This window comes from Kitasatospora sp. NPDC057198 (assembly GCF_042670125.1).
Classification (GTDB): domain Bacteria; phylum Actinomycetota; class Actinomycetes; order Streptomycetales; family Streptomycetaceae; genus Kitasatospora.
On record NZ_JBHUWH010000008.1, the window covers coordinates 37353 to 51770 of the forward strand.

General features: G+C 74.4%; 14 protein-coding genes. 11 read left to right on the top strand and 3 right to left on the bottom strand.

All coding sequences use genetic code 11. From position 1 onward, the window contains the following. Nucleotides 1-11: 11 nt before the first annotated feature. Nucleotides 12-1580: an adenosine deaminase gene (locus ACFUEL_RS02080; protein WP_380233977.1), complete on the bottom strand. Its 1569-nt coding sequence runs from the start codon at nt 1578-1580 to the stop codon at nt 12-14. Nucleotides 1581-1705: 125 nt separating this feature from the next. Beyond that, on the bottom strand, nt 1706-2134 hold the full coding sequence (locus ACFUEL_RS02085) for a DUF5997 family protein (RefSeq protein WP_344553248.1): 429 nt from the start codon (nt 2132-2134) through the stop codon (nt 1706-1708). Nucleotides 2135-2295: 161 nt separating this feature from the next. Here ACFUEL_RS02085 and ACFUEL_RS02090 point away from each other — a divergent pair, with 161 nt between their 5' ends. The 9 genes from ACFUEL_RS02090 to ACFUEL_RS02130 all read left to right on the top strand — a co-directional run bounded on the left by ACFUEL_RS02090 (nt 2296) and on the right by ACFUEL_RS02130 (nt 10441). Beyond that, nucleotides 2296-3084: a LysR family substrate-binding domain-containing protein gene (locus ACFUEL_RS02090; RefSeq protein WP_380233978.1), complete on the top strand. Its 789-nt coding sequence runs from the start codon at nt 2296-2298 to the stop codon at nt 3082-3084. Between the two features lie 236 nt (nt 3085-3320). Beyond that, nucleotides 3321-4076 carry an ATP-binding cassette domain-containing protein gene (locus ACFUEL_RS02095; RefSeq protein ID WP_380233979.1) on the top strand — a complete coding sequence of 252 codons (756 nt, stop codon included), beginning with the start codon at nt 3321-3323 and terminating at the stop codon, nt 4074-4076. Continuing rightward, complete coding sequence (locus ACFUEL_RS02100; protein ID WP_380233980.1) at nt 4073-5326, top strand: ABC transporter permease; 1254 nt, start codon at nt 4073-4075, stop codon at nt 5324-5326. Before ACFUEL_RS02095 ends, ACFUEL_RS02100 begins: the two co-directional genes overlap by 4 nt. Next, a complete protein-coding gene (locus ACFUEL_RS02105; RefSeq protein WP_380233981.1) occupies nt 5319-5975 on the top strand; it encodes a hypothetical protein in 657 nt (218 codons plus the stop codon). The genes ACFUEL_RS02100 and ACFUEL_RS02105 overlap by 8 nt, the downstream gene beginning before the upstream one ends. A 93-nt stretch (nt 5976-6068) precedes the next feature. Then, complete coding sequence (locus tag ACFUEL_RS02110; protein WP_380233982.1) at nt 6069-7256, top strand: alpha/beta hydrolase family protein; 1188 nt, start codon at nt 6069-6071, stop codon at nt 7254-7256. Between the two features lie 87 nt (nt 7257-7343). Next, nucleotides 7344-8201 carry a Scr1 family TA system antitoxin-like transcriptional regulator gene (locus tag ACFUEL_RS02115; protein WP_380233983.1) on the top strand — a complete coding sequence of 286 codons (858 nt, stop codon included), beginning with the start codon at nt 7344-7346 and terminating at the stop codon, nt 8199-8201. Beyond that, a complete protein-coding gene (locus ACFUEL_RS02120) occupies nt 8201-8410 on the top strand; it encodes a DUF397 domain-containing protein (protein ID WP_380233984.1) in 210 nt (69 codons plus the stop codon). Before ACFUEL_RS02115 ends, ACFUEL_RS02120 begins: the two co-directional genes overlap by 1 nt. Before the next feature lie 331 nt (nt 8411-8741). Further along, on the top strand, nt 8742-9893 hold the full coding sequence (locus ACFUEL_RS02125; protein ID WP_380233985.1) for a hypothetical protein: 1152 nt from the start codon (nt 8742-8744) through the stop codon (nt 9891-9893). Between the two features lie 47 nt (nt 9894-9940). Next, entirely contained in the window at nt 9941-10441 is a 501-nt protein-coding gene (locus tag ACFUEL_RS02130; protein WP_380233986.1) for a hypothetical protein, read from the top strand. 130 nt (nt 10442-10571) lie between these two features. Here ACFUEL_RS02130 and ACFUEL_RS02135 read toward each other — a convergent pair whose 3' ends face one another. Beyond that, nucleotides 10572-11015 (bottom strand): hypothetical protein, encoded by a 444-nt coding sequence (locus ACFUEL_RS02135; RefSeq protein ID WP_380233987.1) that lies wholly within the window; start codon nt 11013-11015, stop codon nt 10572-10574. A 379-nt stretch (nt 11016-11394) separates the two neighbouring features. On the opposite strand from ACFUEL_RS02135, the gene pgm reads away from it, so the two are divergent. Continuing rightward, entirely contained in the window at nt 11395-13050 is a 1656-nt protein-coding gene (pgm, locus tag ACFUEL_RS02140) for a phosphoglucomutase (alpha-D-glucose-1,6-bisphosphate-dependent) (RefSeq protein WP_380233988.1), read from the top strand. 176 nt (nt 13051-13226) lie between these two features. After that, nucleotides 13227-14309, top strand: coding sequence for a galactose-1-phosphate uridylyltransferase (galT, locus tag ACFUEL_RS02145; RefSeq protein ID WP_380233989.1), 1083 nt, complete (start codon nt 13227-13229; stop codon nt 14307-14309). Nucleotides 14310-14418: the final 109 nt, after the last annotated feature.

Consider the following 14418-nt stretch of genomic DNA (forward strand, 5'->3'; position numbering starts at 1 on the left):
CGGCCCGCAGGCTACTTCAGATGTAGCACCGAAGCCTCGAAGGCCCGGAACGCGCCCTCCTGCTTCCACTCCAGGGCCGCCTTCGGGCTGGCCGCCAGCAGCGCCGCGCACTTCGGCGCCGGGTTCTCCGACCCGATCGGCCGGCCCTGGCACTCCGGCACCGGCTTGAAGCCGTTCCGGTCCCGCCACAGGCTGCGGCCCGCCACGAAGCCGTACTCCAGCGAGTTGCGCGCCAGGTCCTTCAGGTCGGTGTAGCCCAGGTCGTACGTCCGCGCCGCCCGCACGTACTCGTGGGTGATGTCGATCCGCTCCACGCCCGGGTCGTCGGTGGCCAGCGCGGTCGGCACCCCGTACTTGCGGTACAGCGGGAACGGGTGCTGCGCGCCCTCGACCTGGAGGATCTGCGCGTTCGAGGTCAGCGGCACCTCCACCAGCACCTTGCGCTCGGCCAGGGTGCGCAGCAGGTCCGCCGAGTCGTCCTCGTGGGTGACGTCCACGCCGTGCCCGATCCGCTCGGCCTGGCCGGTCAGCACGGCCTGCCGGATGTGGAAGGTCAGGTCCTCCGGCTTGACCAGTCCGGGCACCAGCTCGCCCGCGTGCAGGCTGACGTGGGCCTTCGGGTAGAGCGGGCGCAGGTACTGGAGCATCTGCATCTGCAACTGGTAGTTGTCCAGCGATGCCTGGTAGTCCTCCGGCTGGACGAGGTTCACCGCGACGAACCGCTCGTCCTGGGAGGCGAGTTCCAGGCCGATCAGCAGCTGGGCGAAGACCCGCGCCGGAGTGGACGCCCGGGACGCCTGGGACTGGATCCGCACCGTCACCGAACAGCCCGGCCGGGCCTGCGCGGTGCCGCAGTGCTCGGTGTCCTGGTACTCGGCCATCGCGGCGTCCAGGTCGGCGCGGGCCGAGTCCACCAGGGCCTGCATCTGGCCGCCGGCCAGCAGCTTCTGCCGCAGCGCCGCGAAGTCCGGGTCGAAGCCGACCTTGGCGGCCAGCGCCGCGACCCCGCCGGAGGCCGGCGTCAGCATGGTCTCCAGGTAGCTCTGGTGCTGCGCCGCCATGGTGTCGGTCACCTCGGCGAGCATCGTGCCCGGGTGGCGCCAGCTGGCCTCGCCGAACTTGCCGAAGGTGGCGAAGAAGTGGTCGTGGCCGGACTCCGCGCCCGGCGTGAAGTCCTGCATCGACCAGGCCCGGATCACCTGGGTGCGGAACTCGCCCTCAGCCAGCGCGTCCGCGGCGGGCCGCGCGGTGCCCTGGCACGGGCCGGTCGCCGAGGTGAAGGTCACCGAGTCGATGCATAGGCTGTCCTGCGCGGCCAGCTTGATCAGCAACTCGGTGGTGACCGCGCCGGAGAGGTGGTTGTGCAGGTCACCGCCCTTGGGCATCGCCCGCAGGAAGGCGTCCAGGCGCGCCGGGTCCTGCCGGATCCCGTCCAGCAGGCCGTTCACGGCCGCCTCGGTGGGGCGGGAGCCGGCCCGGTCGGCGGCGGCTTGGGCAGCGGGGGCGAGCGGCAGCAGCAGGGCCGCGCAGGCGACGAGAGCTGCCGAGGAAGTACGGCGTAGCGACATCATGATCGCCATGCTGACGGACCGTCAGCCTCCGTACCCCGCAACGCCGTTCATGTCGTGCGCACACCATCCGAAAGAGTGCCGCCGACCGGCGACACCCCCGACGGACGTTCGAATCCCGCTGCCCGAGGACGGCGCTACTTGCGCTTGGCCTTCCCGGCTGCCCGCTCGGCCTTCACCTTCGCCGCCTTCTCCGCCGCCGCCTGCACCCGCTGCGCCTCCTTGCGCACGTCCGCCTGGAGGGCGCGCTCGCGGCGCAGCCACTCCGGGTCCTCCTCGCGCAGCGCGTCGATCTGCTCGGTGGTCAGCGCCTCGGTGATCCCGGCGCGGTTCAGGCCGGTCACCGAGATGCCGAGCCGCGAGGCCACCACCTGGCGCGGATGCGGACCGTTGCGGCGCAGGTCGGCCAGCCACTGCGGCGGCTCGGCCTGCATCGCGTTGAGCTCGTCGCGGGAGACGACGCCCGCCTGGAACTCGGCGGGGGTCGCCGCCAGGTAGATCCCCAGCTTCTTGGCCGCGGTCGCGGGCTTCATGGTCTGGGAGGTCTTGGGCTTGGGCGTAGTCATGCGACAAGGGTATAGGGAACGCGCCCCTGCCCAGCTCACGGCCGTCCCGCCGCCCCATCGCCCCGGCCACCGCCCCGCTGCCCCGCCCACTGCCCCGGCCGCCGCGCGCCCGCCCGGCTCACGGCCGTCCCACCGCCCGCGCGCCCGCTAGCCTGGAGCCCGTGACCGAGAACGAGCAGTCCCCCGCCCCCTTCCGCCTGGTGTACGTGCCCGGGGTGACGCCCACCAAGTGGCTGCGGGTGTGGGAGGAGCGGCTGCCGGACGTCCCGGTCGAGCTGCTGCAGTCGGCGCCCGACGACGGCCGCGCCCTGCTGCTGTCCGGCGGCGCGGACGCCGGACTGGTCCGGCTGCCGGTGGACCGGACGGTGCTCAGCGCGATCCCGCTGTACACCGAGACCACCGTCGTGGTGTTCCCCAAGGACCACTGGCTGGCCGCCGCCGAGGAGGTCACCGTCGCGGACCTCGCCGAGGAGGTCGTCTTCCACCCGCAGGACGACACCCTGGAGTGGCCCGAGCTCCCCGGCCGCCCCGCCTTCGAGCGGCCCGCCACCACCGCCGACGCGATCGAACTGGTCGCCGCCAACGTCGGCGTGCTGGCCGTCCCGCAGTCGCTGGCCCGGCTGCACCACCGCCGCGACCTCACCTACCGCACCCTGGTCGACGTCCCGCAGTCGCAGGTCGCCCTGGCCTGGCCGGAGGAGGCCACCACCGACCTGGTCGAGGAGTTCATCGGCATCGTCCGCGGCCGCACCGCCAACAGCTCCCGCGGCCGCACCGCCGCCGCCGAGGAGCAGCGCCGCCCGTCCACCACGAAGAAGTCCAAGGCCCAGCCCCAGCACCGCACCGCCCAGGCCGGCGGCAAGCCCAGGCCCAAGCCGGGCTCGCGCACCGGCGGCGCCCGCACCGCCCAGCCCAAGCGCGGCGGCAGCGGCGGCGGCCGCAAGAAGTAACCGTCCGCCCGCGGGGTCGGGGGCCCGAAATGGCGGAAACGGCCGCCGGGGCCGGATGCTCTGCGTACGCTGGGCCGGAACTCCGCACCGCCGCCGGGCCCACCGCGCCGGTGCGGGTTCCGACCGGGCGGTGGTGGGCGGGGGAAGCCGCGCCGCGTCCGGTCCGTCGAATTCGTCCGAGGGGCGGTCCGGGCTGCCGGGCCGCAGGGCACACAGCCCGGTGGGGAAGGCGCGGCGTGGAGCCGGTAGTGCGGGTGGCGGGGCTGGTGCAGGGGTACCGGCGCCGGACGGTGATCGACGGGCTGGACCTGGCGGTCGGGGAGGGCGTGCTGGGCCTGCTCGGGCCGAACGGCGCGGGCAAGAGCACCCTGCTGCGGACGCTGGCGACGGTCGCCCCGCCGGTCGGCGGCGTGCTGGAGGTGTGCGGGGAGCGGGTCGACTCGGAGCGGACGGCGCGGGCCGCGCGGCGGCGGATCGGCTTCCTGCCGCAGGACTTCGGGTACCACCCCGGCTACACCGTCGAGGAGTTCGTCCGCTACTGCGGCTGGCTGCGCGAGGTGCCCGACGGGCAGGCGGCCGAAGCCGCCCGGAAGGCCGTCGAGGCGGTCGGGCTCGCCGACCGGGCCGGGACGCGGATGAAGTCGCTGTCCGGCGGCATGCTGCGGCGGGCCGGGATCGCCGCCGCGCTGGTCGGCGGACCGCGCCTGGTGCTGCTGGACGAGCCCACGGTCGGCCTGGACCCGGCGCAGCGGCTGGAGTTCCGCGCGCTGCTCCGCTCGCTGCGCGGCACGGCGCTGGTGCTGAGCACCCACCTGGTGGAGGACGTCGCCGCGGTGTGCGACCAGGTCGTGGTGATGAACGGGGGCCGGATCGTCTTCCGGGGCACCGCCGAGGAGTTGGCCGGCCTGGCCCGGGACGGCGACCCGGGCGACACCCCGCTGGAGCGCGGCTACATGCGCGCCCTCGACGGGCGGCCGGTGGTGCGGCGGTGACCTGGGCCTATCGGACGGAGCTGCGGCGCTCGCCGCTGCGCTGGGTCTTCCCGGTGCTGGTGGCGGTGGTGCTGCTGGTGCTGTTCGGACGCAGCCGGTCCTGGATCGGGGTGTGGTCGCAGGCGAGCGCGGCGGCGCAGATCCCGGCGTTCTTCCTCGGCTCGGCGATGGCGGGCGCGGCGTCCTGGGCGGCGGCCGCCCGGCGGCGCAGCGGGGTGCCGACCGGGTTCGCGGCGGCCCGGCCGTCCTGGCGGATCGAGGCCGCGCAGTTCGCGGCGACGCTGACGTACGGCCTGGCGGCCTACGGCATCGGCGTGTTGACGGCCGCCGCGGTGACCGCGCCGAGGGGCGGCCCCGCCTTCCAGTGGCCCGGGTACGTGCTGCTCGGTGCGCTGCTGATCACCGGCTGCACGGCCCTGGGGCACCTGGTGGGGCGCGCGACACGCTCGCTGCTCGCGGTGCCGGTGGTGTGCACGCTGGGCTGCCTGGCGTTCCTCGGCCTGTACGGGTTCGTCCCGCAGGGCACCGAGCCGGGCATCGGCCTCGCCGTGCTGTCCGGGTACCCGAGCCGGACGGTCGCCGCCTGGCCGCTGCTGGCTCGGGCCGCCGCCGTGCTGGCGCTGGCCGGGCTCGCGGTGGCCACCGGGCGGCGGGTGCGGACCGACGGGCACGGCCCGGAGTGGCGCGGCCGCCGGTTCGGCACGGCCGGCGGCGTGCTGGCGCTCACCGGGGCGGTGGCGCTGTGGGCGTCGGCCGGCCCGCTGCTCGTGCAGCGCCCCGCCCCGGCCCACCCGCTGTGCACCACGGGTGCGCCGACGATCTGCGTGTGGCCGGAGAGCCGGCAGTACCTGCCCGCCCTGCAGGCGATGGCGGGGAGGGCGGCGGCACTGCCCGCGGGGCGGTTCCAGGTGCCCGACCGCTTCCTGGAGGAGGGCCTGAACGGGGAGCCGCTCGACCACGGGAACGGGTTCTACCTCCGGGAGGGCGAGACCTGGGAGGTGGCGACGAGCATCGCGTTCCAGACCGTCGACGCGACGATCCCGCAGTCCTGCCGGGGCACGGGCGAGGCACCGTGGGAGCTGATCGCCTGGCTGACCGCCCGGCTCGCGGGCGGCGGCCGCCCGGCGAGCGTCCACGGCGGCCCGTCCGGCGTCGACCAGGAGGCGATCGGCCGCCTGGTCGCCCAGCCCGAGGACGTCCAACTCGCCTGGCTCGACCAGCACTTGCCGCGCGAGGGTCACTGTGGCTGAACCGCCGGCGACCTATCCGGCGCTGTACGCGCGCCCGCGCCTGCTCGGCCGCGCCGCGGCCGCGGCGCTGGCCCTGACCGGAGTCCAACTGTGGTTCGGCTCGGTCGCGGTCGTGCTCCCCGGCGGCTTCGGCGGCGACAGCACGCTGCAACTGCGCATGCTGCTGGCCGTGGCCTGGGCCGCCCTGGCGGCGGGCTCGCTGCACAGCGGCATGCACGGCTGGGAGGCGGCGGCCGGCCCCCGGCTCCGGCAGGCCGAGCGCACCCACCTGCTCACCGCCGGGGCGGCCGCCCTCGCCCTGGCCTGCGGCGCGGAACTCCTGATCTCCGGCCCGGCGAGCGCGGCCGCGCTGGGCCGGGCCCTGCTGATCTGGTGGGGCCTCGCGGTCCTCTCCGGCCGGCTCTGGGGCCGCCCGCAGGTCTGGATCCTGCCGGCGGCGACGCTCTTCCCGCTCGGCTACCTCGGCTGGGACGCGTCCGGCACGGTCCGCTGGTGGAACTGGCCCTGGCAGGACTGGCACAGCACCCCCAGCTGGCTGCTGGCCGCCGCCTCCCTCACCCTCGGCGCGGCCGCCTGGCACCTGACCCCGTGGCGCCTGCGCGAACTGCGGGGGCGGCTCCTCCGGTCGACCCGCCCGGGGAACCCGTAGGGGCCGGGCACCGACCGCCGCCGCGCCCTCCGGAAGAACCCCTAGGCCGCTGAGCTGACGTCAACTTCCTTCTGACATACCTAGATTCACCACATGACCGGAATCCGCAACGCCGCCGCAGCGGCCGCCCTGCTGCTTGCCCTGCCGCTGTCCGTCGCCGCCGCCCCGCCCGCGACGGCAGCCCCGGCCCCCGCGACCACGACCGTCGGCGCCCCCGCCACCGCACCGACCGCCGTCCGGACCGAACTTCCGCGCCCCACCGGGCCGTACGCGGTCGGGCAGGAGGTGCTGGAACTCGTCGACCAGGACCGCCCCGACCCGTGGGTGCCCTCGGCGGGCCCGCGCCGGCTGATGGTGTCGGTGTACTACCCGGCCAGGGCGGGCACCGGCAGCCCGACCCCGTACATGACCCCGGGCGCGGCCCGGATGCTGCTGGACGCCAAACTGCCGGGCAACACCATCCTCACCGAGGCGCTCACCGGGACCCGGACCTGGGCCGCCTCCGGGGCCCGCCCCGCGCCCGGCCGCTACCCGCTGGTGCTCCTCTCGCCCGGGTTCACCATGCCGCGCACCTCGCTGACCGGCCTCGCCGAGGAGTTGACCAGCCACGGCTACGTGGTGGCGCTGATCGACCACACCTACGAGAACACCGGGACGACCTTCCCCGACGGGAGCACCCTCCCGTGCGCCGAGTGCGGGCAGTTGAAGAGCCCGGAGGACTGGGCGGGCCTGGAGCGCAGCCGGGCCCGGGACGTCTCCTTCGTCCTCGACCGGCTCACCGCCCACCCCCACCCGGCCTGGCGCTACGCCCGGATGATCGACCCGTCCCGCGTCGGCATGGCCGGCCACTCCGCGGGCGGCGCGGCCGCCGTCCCGGCCCTGCTCACCGACGATCGGATCCGGGCGGGCGTCGACCTGGACGGCACCCTGGATGAGCCCGTGCCCGCCACCGGCCTCGGCGGCAAACCGTTCCTGATGATCGGCCACCCCCTGCCGGACGGCGCCGAGGACCCCAGCTGGACCGACGGCTGGACCCGCCTCGACGGCTGGAAGCGCTGGCTGACCGTCGCCGGAACCAACCACGCCTCGTTCACCGACTTCCCGGTGCTCCTCGACGGGCTCGGCCTCCCCGACGGCGGCCGGACCATCCCGTCCGCCCGCGCCCTCCAGCTCACCCGCACGTACGTCACGGCCTTCTTCGACCTGCAGCTCAAGGGCGTCCCCCAGCCGCTCCTCGACGGCCCGACTCCGCAGAACCCGGAGGTCTCCTTCCACTCCTGACCTCCCGGTCACCGAAAGCGTCCGATCGAGTCCTTTGCGTCACGAGCGCGGGTGGGGATGGCTAGGCTGACCAGGACGTGAAAACTGATGGATCAGCTGGACTCCAGGGGGTCAACTGTGACGGAAGAGAGCGGAACTGACGCGACGCACTCTCCCGCGCTCCGCTTCGGCGCGGAACTCACCAGGGCGCGACGGGCCCGGGGGTGGTCCCAGACCGAACTGGGTGCGCGGATGAGCTACTCGGGCGGGCTCATCTCGTACGTCGAGCGGGGGAAGAAGACCGTCACCCGCAACTTCGCGCTCAGCGCCGACGAGGTGTTCCAGACCGGCGGCCGGTTCCAGGAGCTTTGGCGCCGAGTGGCGAACTCGAGCTTCCTGGAGGGCTTCGACGAGTTCGCCGAGGCGGAGGCGCGGTGCGTGCGGCTCCGTGCCTTCGAGATGGACGTCGTCCTCGGCATCTTCATGACCCCGGAGTACCTGGCCGCTCTGGAGCAGGGCAACGTCCGGCGCGGCCGGATCACCCAGGAGCAGGCGGACGGCCGGGTCGAGCGCAACAGCCAGCGGCAGAAGATCCTGTACCGCATTCCGACGGCCACCGTGCACGCCGTGCTGGACGAGAGCTGCCTCCGCCGGCCGATCGGTGGGCGGGCCGTGATGGACGCCCAACTCGCCCATCTGGAGGAGCTTTCCGACCTGCCGAACGTCACGCTGCAGATCGCGCCGTTCGAGTTGGCGGAGGCGCGCCCCTTCGCGCATTCGATGGTGCTGCTGAACATGCCGAACCACGTGGTCCTGGGCTACTCCGAGTCACAGGCGCGCGGTTACGTGGAACGCGGCCGGGACACGTTGGCGGCCTGGGAGAGCGACTACGATCGACTCCAGGTCGAGTCGTTGTCCACGGCGGCAACACTCGCCAGGGTCCGCGTTCTCCGGAAGGAACTGTGATGAAGGTCGATCTGGCCGGCGCCCGTTGGGTGAAGAGCAGCTACAGCGGCAACGGCGGCAACTGCGTCGAGTGGGCACCCGGAGCGCAGGCCGGTCTCGTGCCGGTCCGCGACTCCAAGGACCCGCACGGTCCGGCCCTGGTGTTTCCCGCGTCCGGCTTCGCCGCCTTCGTCGCGGCGGTCAAGTCCGGCCGGTTCGGCGAGATCTGACGTTCGGTCGTCTTCGGGAGCCCCGCCACTCGGGTGTGCGGGGCTCCTGCGCGTCCGAGCGGAGGGCCCGCTTCGGCGCCGCCGACCCGGCCCGGCTCCGCCCTCCGGAAGGGCCAGGGGTTCGGTGGCGATACGCCAACTCCCTTGAGGGCGCGCTTCCTTCACGCCGCCGCGGGAATCCACAGCATCAAGGCCCCGATCCGGCAAGCCGGTTCCGTACTTGCTCCGGCTCCGGCACCATGGCGGGCAGGGGCGGTCGACAGCGGTGGCCGTTCCGGACGGGGGCGGGGCGGTGGGGGAGAAGCGGGACGGACAGCGGGCGGGGCTCGTCGTGCCCCGGCAGTCCCGGGTCCGGGGTGGGCTGCTGCTGGTCGCGAGTTGGTCGATGGGGGCGGCGGGGCTCTGGCTGGCCCTGTCCGCGTTCAGCCACTGGAAGGGTGCCGAGCCTGAGGTCACGTTGCCCGTCAAGGTGTTCCTGGGCGTGCACGGCCCGCTGTGGTACGCGACGGTTGCTGCCGCGGCCGTGGCCGTGGTGGCGGCGGCGGGGCTCCAGGCGGTGCACGCTGTGGTGCTGCGGCGGCGGCCGGTCGGGCCGGGGTTCGTCCGGCTGCGGTACTTCCTGCCGGTCATGGGGTTCGAACTCGTCTCCGTGCTCTGGACGGACGACGTGCTCGTGCCCTGGTGGGACCTCGTCCTGCTGCTGCCCCTCGTGGTGGTGGCCGCCCAGACCCTGCTGGCCGGTGCGCGCCGCACCGCCGTGCTCGGGCGCCAGCACCTCGCGGAGGTCGTCCGGGATCCGGCGCAGCTCCCCGCCGGTTCGTTCACGCTCTACCTGCGGTCCTTCGAGGACGACGTCCGGCGCACGGCGCTGGAGGAGAACCGGCACCCGGCCCCAGGGCCGGGCGCGGCGGTGTCGGACCTGAGCCTGTCCGTGCAGACCGAGGAGGAGCAACTCGCCCGGCTGCTGCGGCCGGTGGCGCCGATGGTCGCCGTGGGCCGGCCCGGGGAGCGGCTGCCCCTGGTCGGCGCCCGGCGGCTGTACCTGCCGATCGACGACTGGCAGGACACCGTCCTGGACCTGATGCGGCGGGCCCGGCTGGTGGTGATGGCGGTGGGGCTGGGGCCCGGGCTGCTGTGGGAGTTCGGGGAGGCGACCCGGCTGCTCCCGGCGGAACGGCTCGTCCTGCTGCTGTCCGACCGCGAGGAGTACGAGACCTTCCGGGCCCAGGCGGCGCCACCCCGGCCGGACGCGGCACCGCCCCGGCCCGCCCTGCCGCCCTACCCCGACGGCGAGCCCCCGGAGGACCTCGCCTTCACGGGAGCCGTGTACTTCGACGGCGACTGGGCCCCGCACCTCGTGCTCTTCGGCGGGGGCGGGGGCGGGGGCGGGGGCTGGAACGGATCCGGCGGTGCGGGCCGATCGGCCATGGCGAAGGGGCTCCGGCCGGTGCTCGACCGGTACCGCCCCGGCCGCCACCACTGACCCACGACGCACGACGCACGACGCACGGGGAGCCGGGGAGCCGACGGATGCCGATCATTGCCACCACCGGTCACATGGACCTCACCGCGGCGAGCCGCGAACCGGTCCGCGACGCCCTGCGCCGGGTACTGGCCGAGGAGGTCCGCGCGGGCGGCGGGCTGGTCGGGATCTCCTGCCTGGCGCCGGGGTCGGACACCCTGTTCGCCGAGGCCGTGCTCGGGGCCGGCGGGGACCTGCTCGTCGTCCTGCCGTCGCGGGACTACCGGCAGGCGCTGGTGGGCCCGGAGCACGCGCCCGACTTCGACCGCCTCGTGCGGGCGGCGTCCGAGGTGGTCGTCCTGCCCTTCGCCACCGCCGACCGGCACGCCTACGAGGCGGCGAACGCCGAACTCGTCGCGCGGGCCGACGTGTTGGTGGCGGTGTGGGACGGTACGCCCCCCACCGGCCGCGGCGGCGGTACGGCCGACGCGGTGCTCAGGGCGCGCGGCGCGGGCGTGCCGGTACGCGTCGTGTGGCCGCGGGGGGCCGCGCGGCGGGGCCGGGAATGACCCCGGGCCCCGCACGGAGGCCGGGGCAGGCCGACGGAGGCCGACGGAGATCGGGGGAGGCCGGGGGAGGCCGGGGCAGGCCGACGGAGGCCGACGGAGATCGGGGGAGGCCGGGGGAGGCCGGGGCGGGTCAGCCGAGCAGTCGGCCGGCGAACACGAACAGGTAGATGGCGGCGAAGACCCAGGGGACGCCGCGCTCGGAGAAGCCGAGTTCCGCGTAGCGGTTGCGCAGCGGGGGGACCGGATCCTGCTTCAGGTACCTCCACTCGTCGGCGAAGATCCTCACCGGGAGGCCGTTCTCCAGCCCGTTGATGACCGCGAACTTGGCGCTGTTGAGGTCCCGGTAGCTGCGCAGCTGCAGCCACCAGGTGGCTGACAGGGCGAGACCGGCCGCGCTCAGGGCGGCCGACGCCCACCACGGGGCCTGCGCCAACTCGGGGAAGCTGAGCCCCATCACGGCGATCAGGGCGGTCTGCACGGACAGGAAGAAGGCGTTGGCCGTGCCCCGGCGGGCGGAGACCCGGTCGGCCATCTCGACGGCCAGTTTGTACAGCTCCAGGACCTCCGGCGACACGGACGGCACGGACGGCACGGATGGTATGGGCGCTACCGGTGTCTCCAGTGGCCCGGACGACCCGGACGACCCGGACGGCTCGGGCGGAGCGGCCGGAGCGGGGACCGCGCTCACCGGGCACCGCCGACGAGCGGCCCGAGACCTGCGGCGTGGTCGGAGTCGTGGTCGGAGTCGTGGTTGGAGCCGTTGGACGGACGCATGGCCATGACGCCCCCAAAACAGGGAAGGGTTCGTACATCGAACGGGTCACGGCTGACGTTACGTCAGCTTTTCCGGTCCGTCGACCACGCACCCCACGGCGTTCCCGCAGTTGACGCGCTGTGGCCCGCATGATGGTCGACGGGCATCCTTGCCGTACCGACCGAGGAGAGTAGCCACGATGGTGCACGAGCGGGCCGGCCAGCCGGCGCAGCCGCAGGACCTGATCGACGTCGCCCGCCTGGTGACGGACTACTACGCGCTGCACCCGGATCCGGAGGACGTCGGACAGCGGGTCGCGTTCGGCACCTCCGGGCACCGGGGGTCGGCGCTGCGCGCCGCGTTCAACGAGGACCACATCGCGGCCACCGCGCAGGCGATCTGCGACTACCGGGCCGAGCAGGGCACCACCGGGCCGCTGTTCCTCGGCATCGACACCCACGCGCTGTCCGAGCCCGCCCGGGCCACCACCCTGGAGGTGCTGGCCGCCAACGGCGTCACCGTGCTGCTGGACACCGCCGACGGCTACACGCCGACCCCGGCCGTCTCGCACGCCATCCTCACCCACAACCGAGCCCACGACGGAGCCCGCCCCGCCGCGCTCGCGGACGGCATCGTGGTGACGCCCTCGCACAACCCGCCCGCCGACGGCGGCTTCAAGTACAACCCGCCGCACGGCGGCCCGGCCGACTCCACCGCCACCGGCTGGATCGAGCGCCGCGCCAACGCCCTGCTCGCCGCGGGCCTGGAGGGCGTCCGCCGCGTCCCGTACGGCCGGGCGCTGGCCGCCGACACCACCGGCCGCTACGACTTCCTCGGCCGGTACGTGGACGACCTGCCCGCGGTGCTCAACCTGGACGCCGTCCGGGACGCGGGCCTGCGGATCGGCGCCGACCCGCTCGGCGGCGCCTCGGTCGCCTACTGGGGCCGGATCGCCGAGACCCACCGGCTCGACCTGACCGTGGTCAACCCGCTGACCGACCCGACCTGGCGGTTCATGACGCTGGACTGGGACGGGAAGATCCGGATGGACTGCTCCTCCCCGTACGCGATGGCCTCGCTGATCGACAAGCGCGACGCCTACGCGCTGGCCACCGGCAACGACGCGGACGCCGACCGGCACGGCATCGTCACCCCCGACGGCGGGCTGATGAACCCCAACCACTACCTGGCGGTCGCCATCGACTACCTGTACCGGCACCGCGAGGGCTGGCCCGCCGCGGCGGCCGTCGGCAAGACCCTGGTGTCCTCCTCGATGATCGACCGGGTGGTGGCCGGGCTCGGCCGGGAGCTGCTCGAAGTCCCGGTCGGCTTCAAGTGGTTCGTCGACGGCCTGCTGAACGGCACGGTCGCCTTCGGCGGCGAGGAGTCCGCCGGGGCGTCGTTCCTGCGCCGCGACGGCTCGCCGTGGACGACCGACAAGGACGGCATCCTGCTGGCCCTGCTGGCCTCCGAGATCACCGCCGTCACCGGCAGCACCCCCTCCGCGCTGCACCGCGAACTCGTCGCCCGGCACGGCGACCCGGTCTACGCCCGGGTCGACGCCCCCGCCGACCGGGCCCAGAAGGCCGCCCTGGCCGCGCTCGACGCCGACCGGGTCACCGCGGACACCCTGGCGGGCGAGCCGATCACCGCCGTCCTCACCCACGCCCCGGGCAACGGCGCGGCGATCGGCGGCCTCAAGGTCACCACCGAGAGCGCCTGGTTCGCCGCCCGCCCCTCCGGCACCGAGGACGTCTACAAGATCTACGCCGAGAGCTTCCGCGGCGAGCAGCACCTCGCCCAGGTCCAGGACGAGGCCCGCGAACTGGTCACCGAGGTCCTCGCCAAGGCGTGAGCCCGCCCGGTCCGCCACACCCTCCGCCGCACCCCTCTGCCACCCCCTCCGCCGCACCCCTTCGGTCCGCTGACCGGAGGGGTGTTGCATTGTGGTGCACTCTGTTCGAAGATGTTTGATGTATCGGCTCGACACTCCTGCCCCGAGCCGCGCCACGAACCACGAGGAGTGCCGCCGTGCACAAGACGGTGACCAAGCTGGCCGACGGCCGCGAACTGGTCTACTACGACGCCGAACCCACCCCGCGCGAAGCGCTCGACGAGCGCCCGCTGGAGGCGGCCGCCAGCGTCTCCGAAGTCCGGGTCGACCCGTTCACCGGGGACGCGGTCACCATCGCCGCCCACCGCCAGTCCCGCACCTACCACCCGCCGGCCGACGAGTGCCCGCTCTGCCCGTCCCGGGAGGGCCGGCTCAGCGAGATCCCGGCCGCGGACTACCAGGTCGCGGTGTTCGAGAACCGCTTCCCCTCGCTCGCCGACTCCTCCGCCGCGCACGTCGCCCCCTGGGCCGACGGCCCGTACGCGCTCACCCCCGGCACCGGGCGCTGCGAGGTGGTCTGCTTCACCTCCGACCACGCCGCCTCCTTCGCCGACCTGGACGAGCCGCACGCCCGCCTCGTCCTGGACGCCTGGACCGACCGCACCGCCGAGCTGTACGCCCGCCCCGGCGTCCGGCAGGTCTACTGCTTCGAGAACCGCGGCGCCGAGATCGGCGTCACCCTGGGCCACCCGCACGGCCAGGTCTACGCCTTCCCGTTCACCACCCCGCGCACCGCGCTCGCCCTGGACCGCGCCGCCGCCCACCACGCCGCGACCGGCCGCAACCTGTACGACGACGTGCTGGCCGCCGAGCGCGCCACCACCGGCAAGCCGGACTCCCGGGTCGTGCTGGCCGGCGAGCACTGGACGGCCTTCGTCCCGTTCGCCGCCCGCTGGCCGTACGAGGTGCACCTCTACCCCAACCGCCGGGCCGCCGACCTCACCGGGCTGGACGAGGCCGCCCGCGAGGAGTTCCCGCGGATCTACCTCGACCTGCTGCGCCGCTTCGACCGCCTCTTCCCCGAACCGGCCCCGTACATCGCCGCCTGGCACCAGACCCCCCGGCCCGCCGCCACCGAACTCGCCCTGCACCTGGAGCTGTTCACGCTGCGCCGGACCGCCGACAAGCTCAAGTACCTGGCCGGCACCGAGTCCGGCATGGGCGCCTTCATGAACGATGTCCGCCCCGAAGCCGCCGCCCGCACCCTGCGCGAGCTCTGACCCCCGGGGCGAAAGCCCCTTCAGGGGCTCGGGGAACGGCGAGTCCGTGCTGCTGACGGTTCACCGCCGGAGCGCGCATCGGCTTCGGGTTCTGTTACTGCACGCCGGC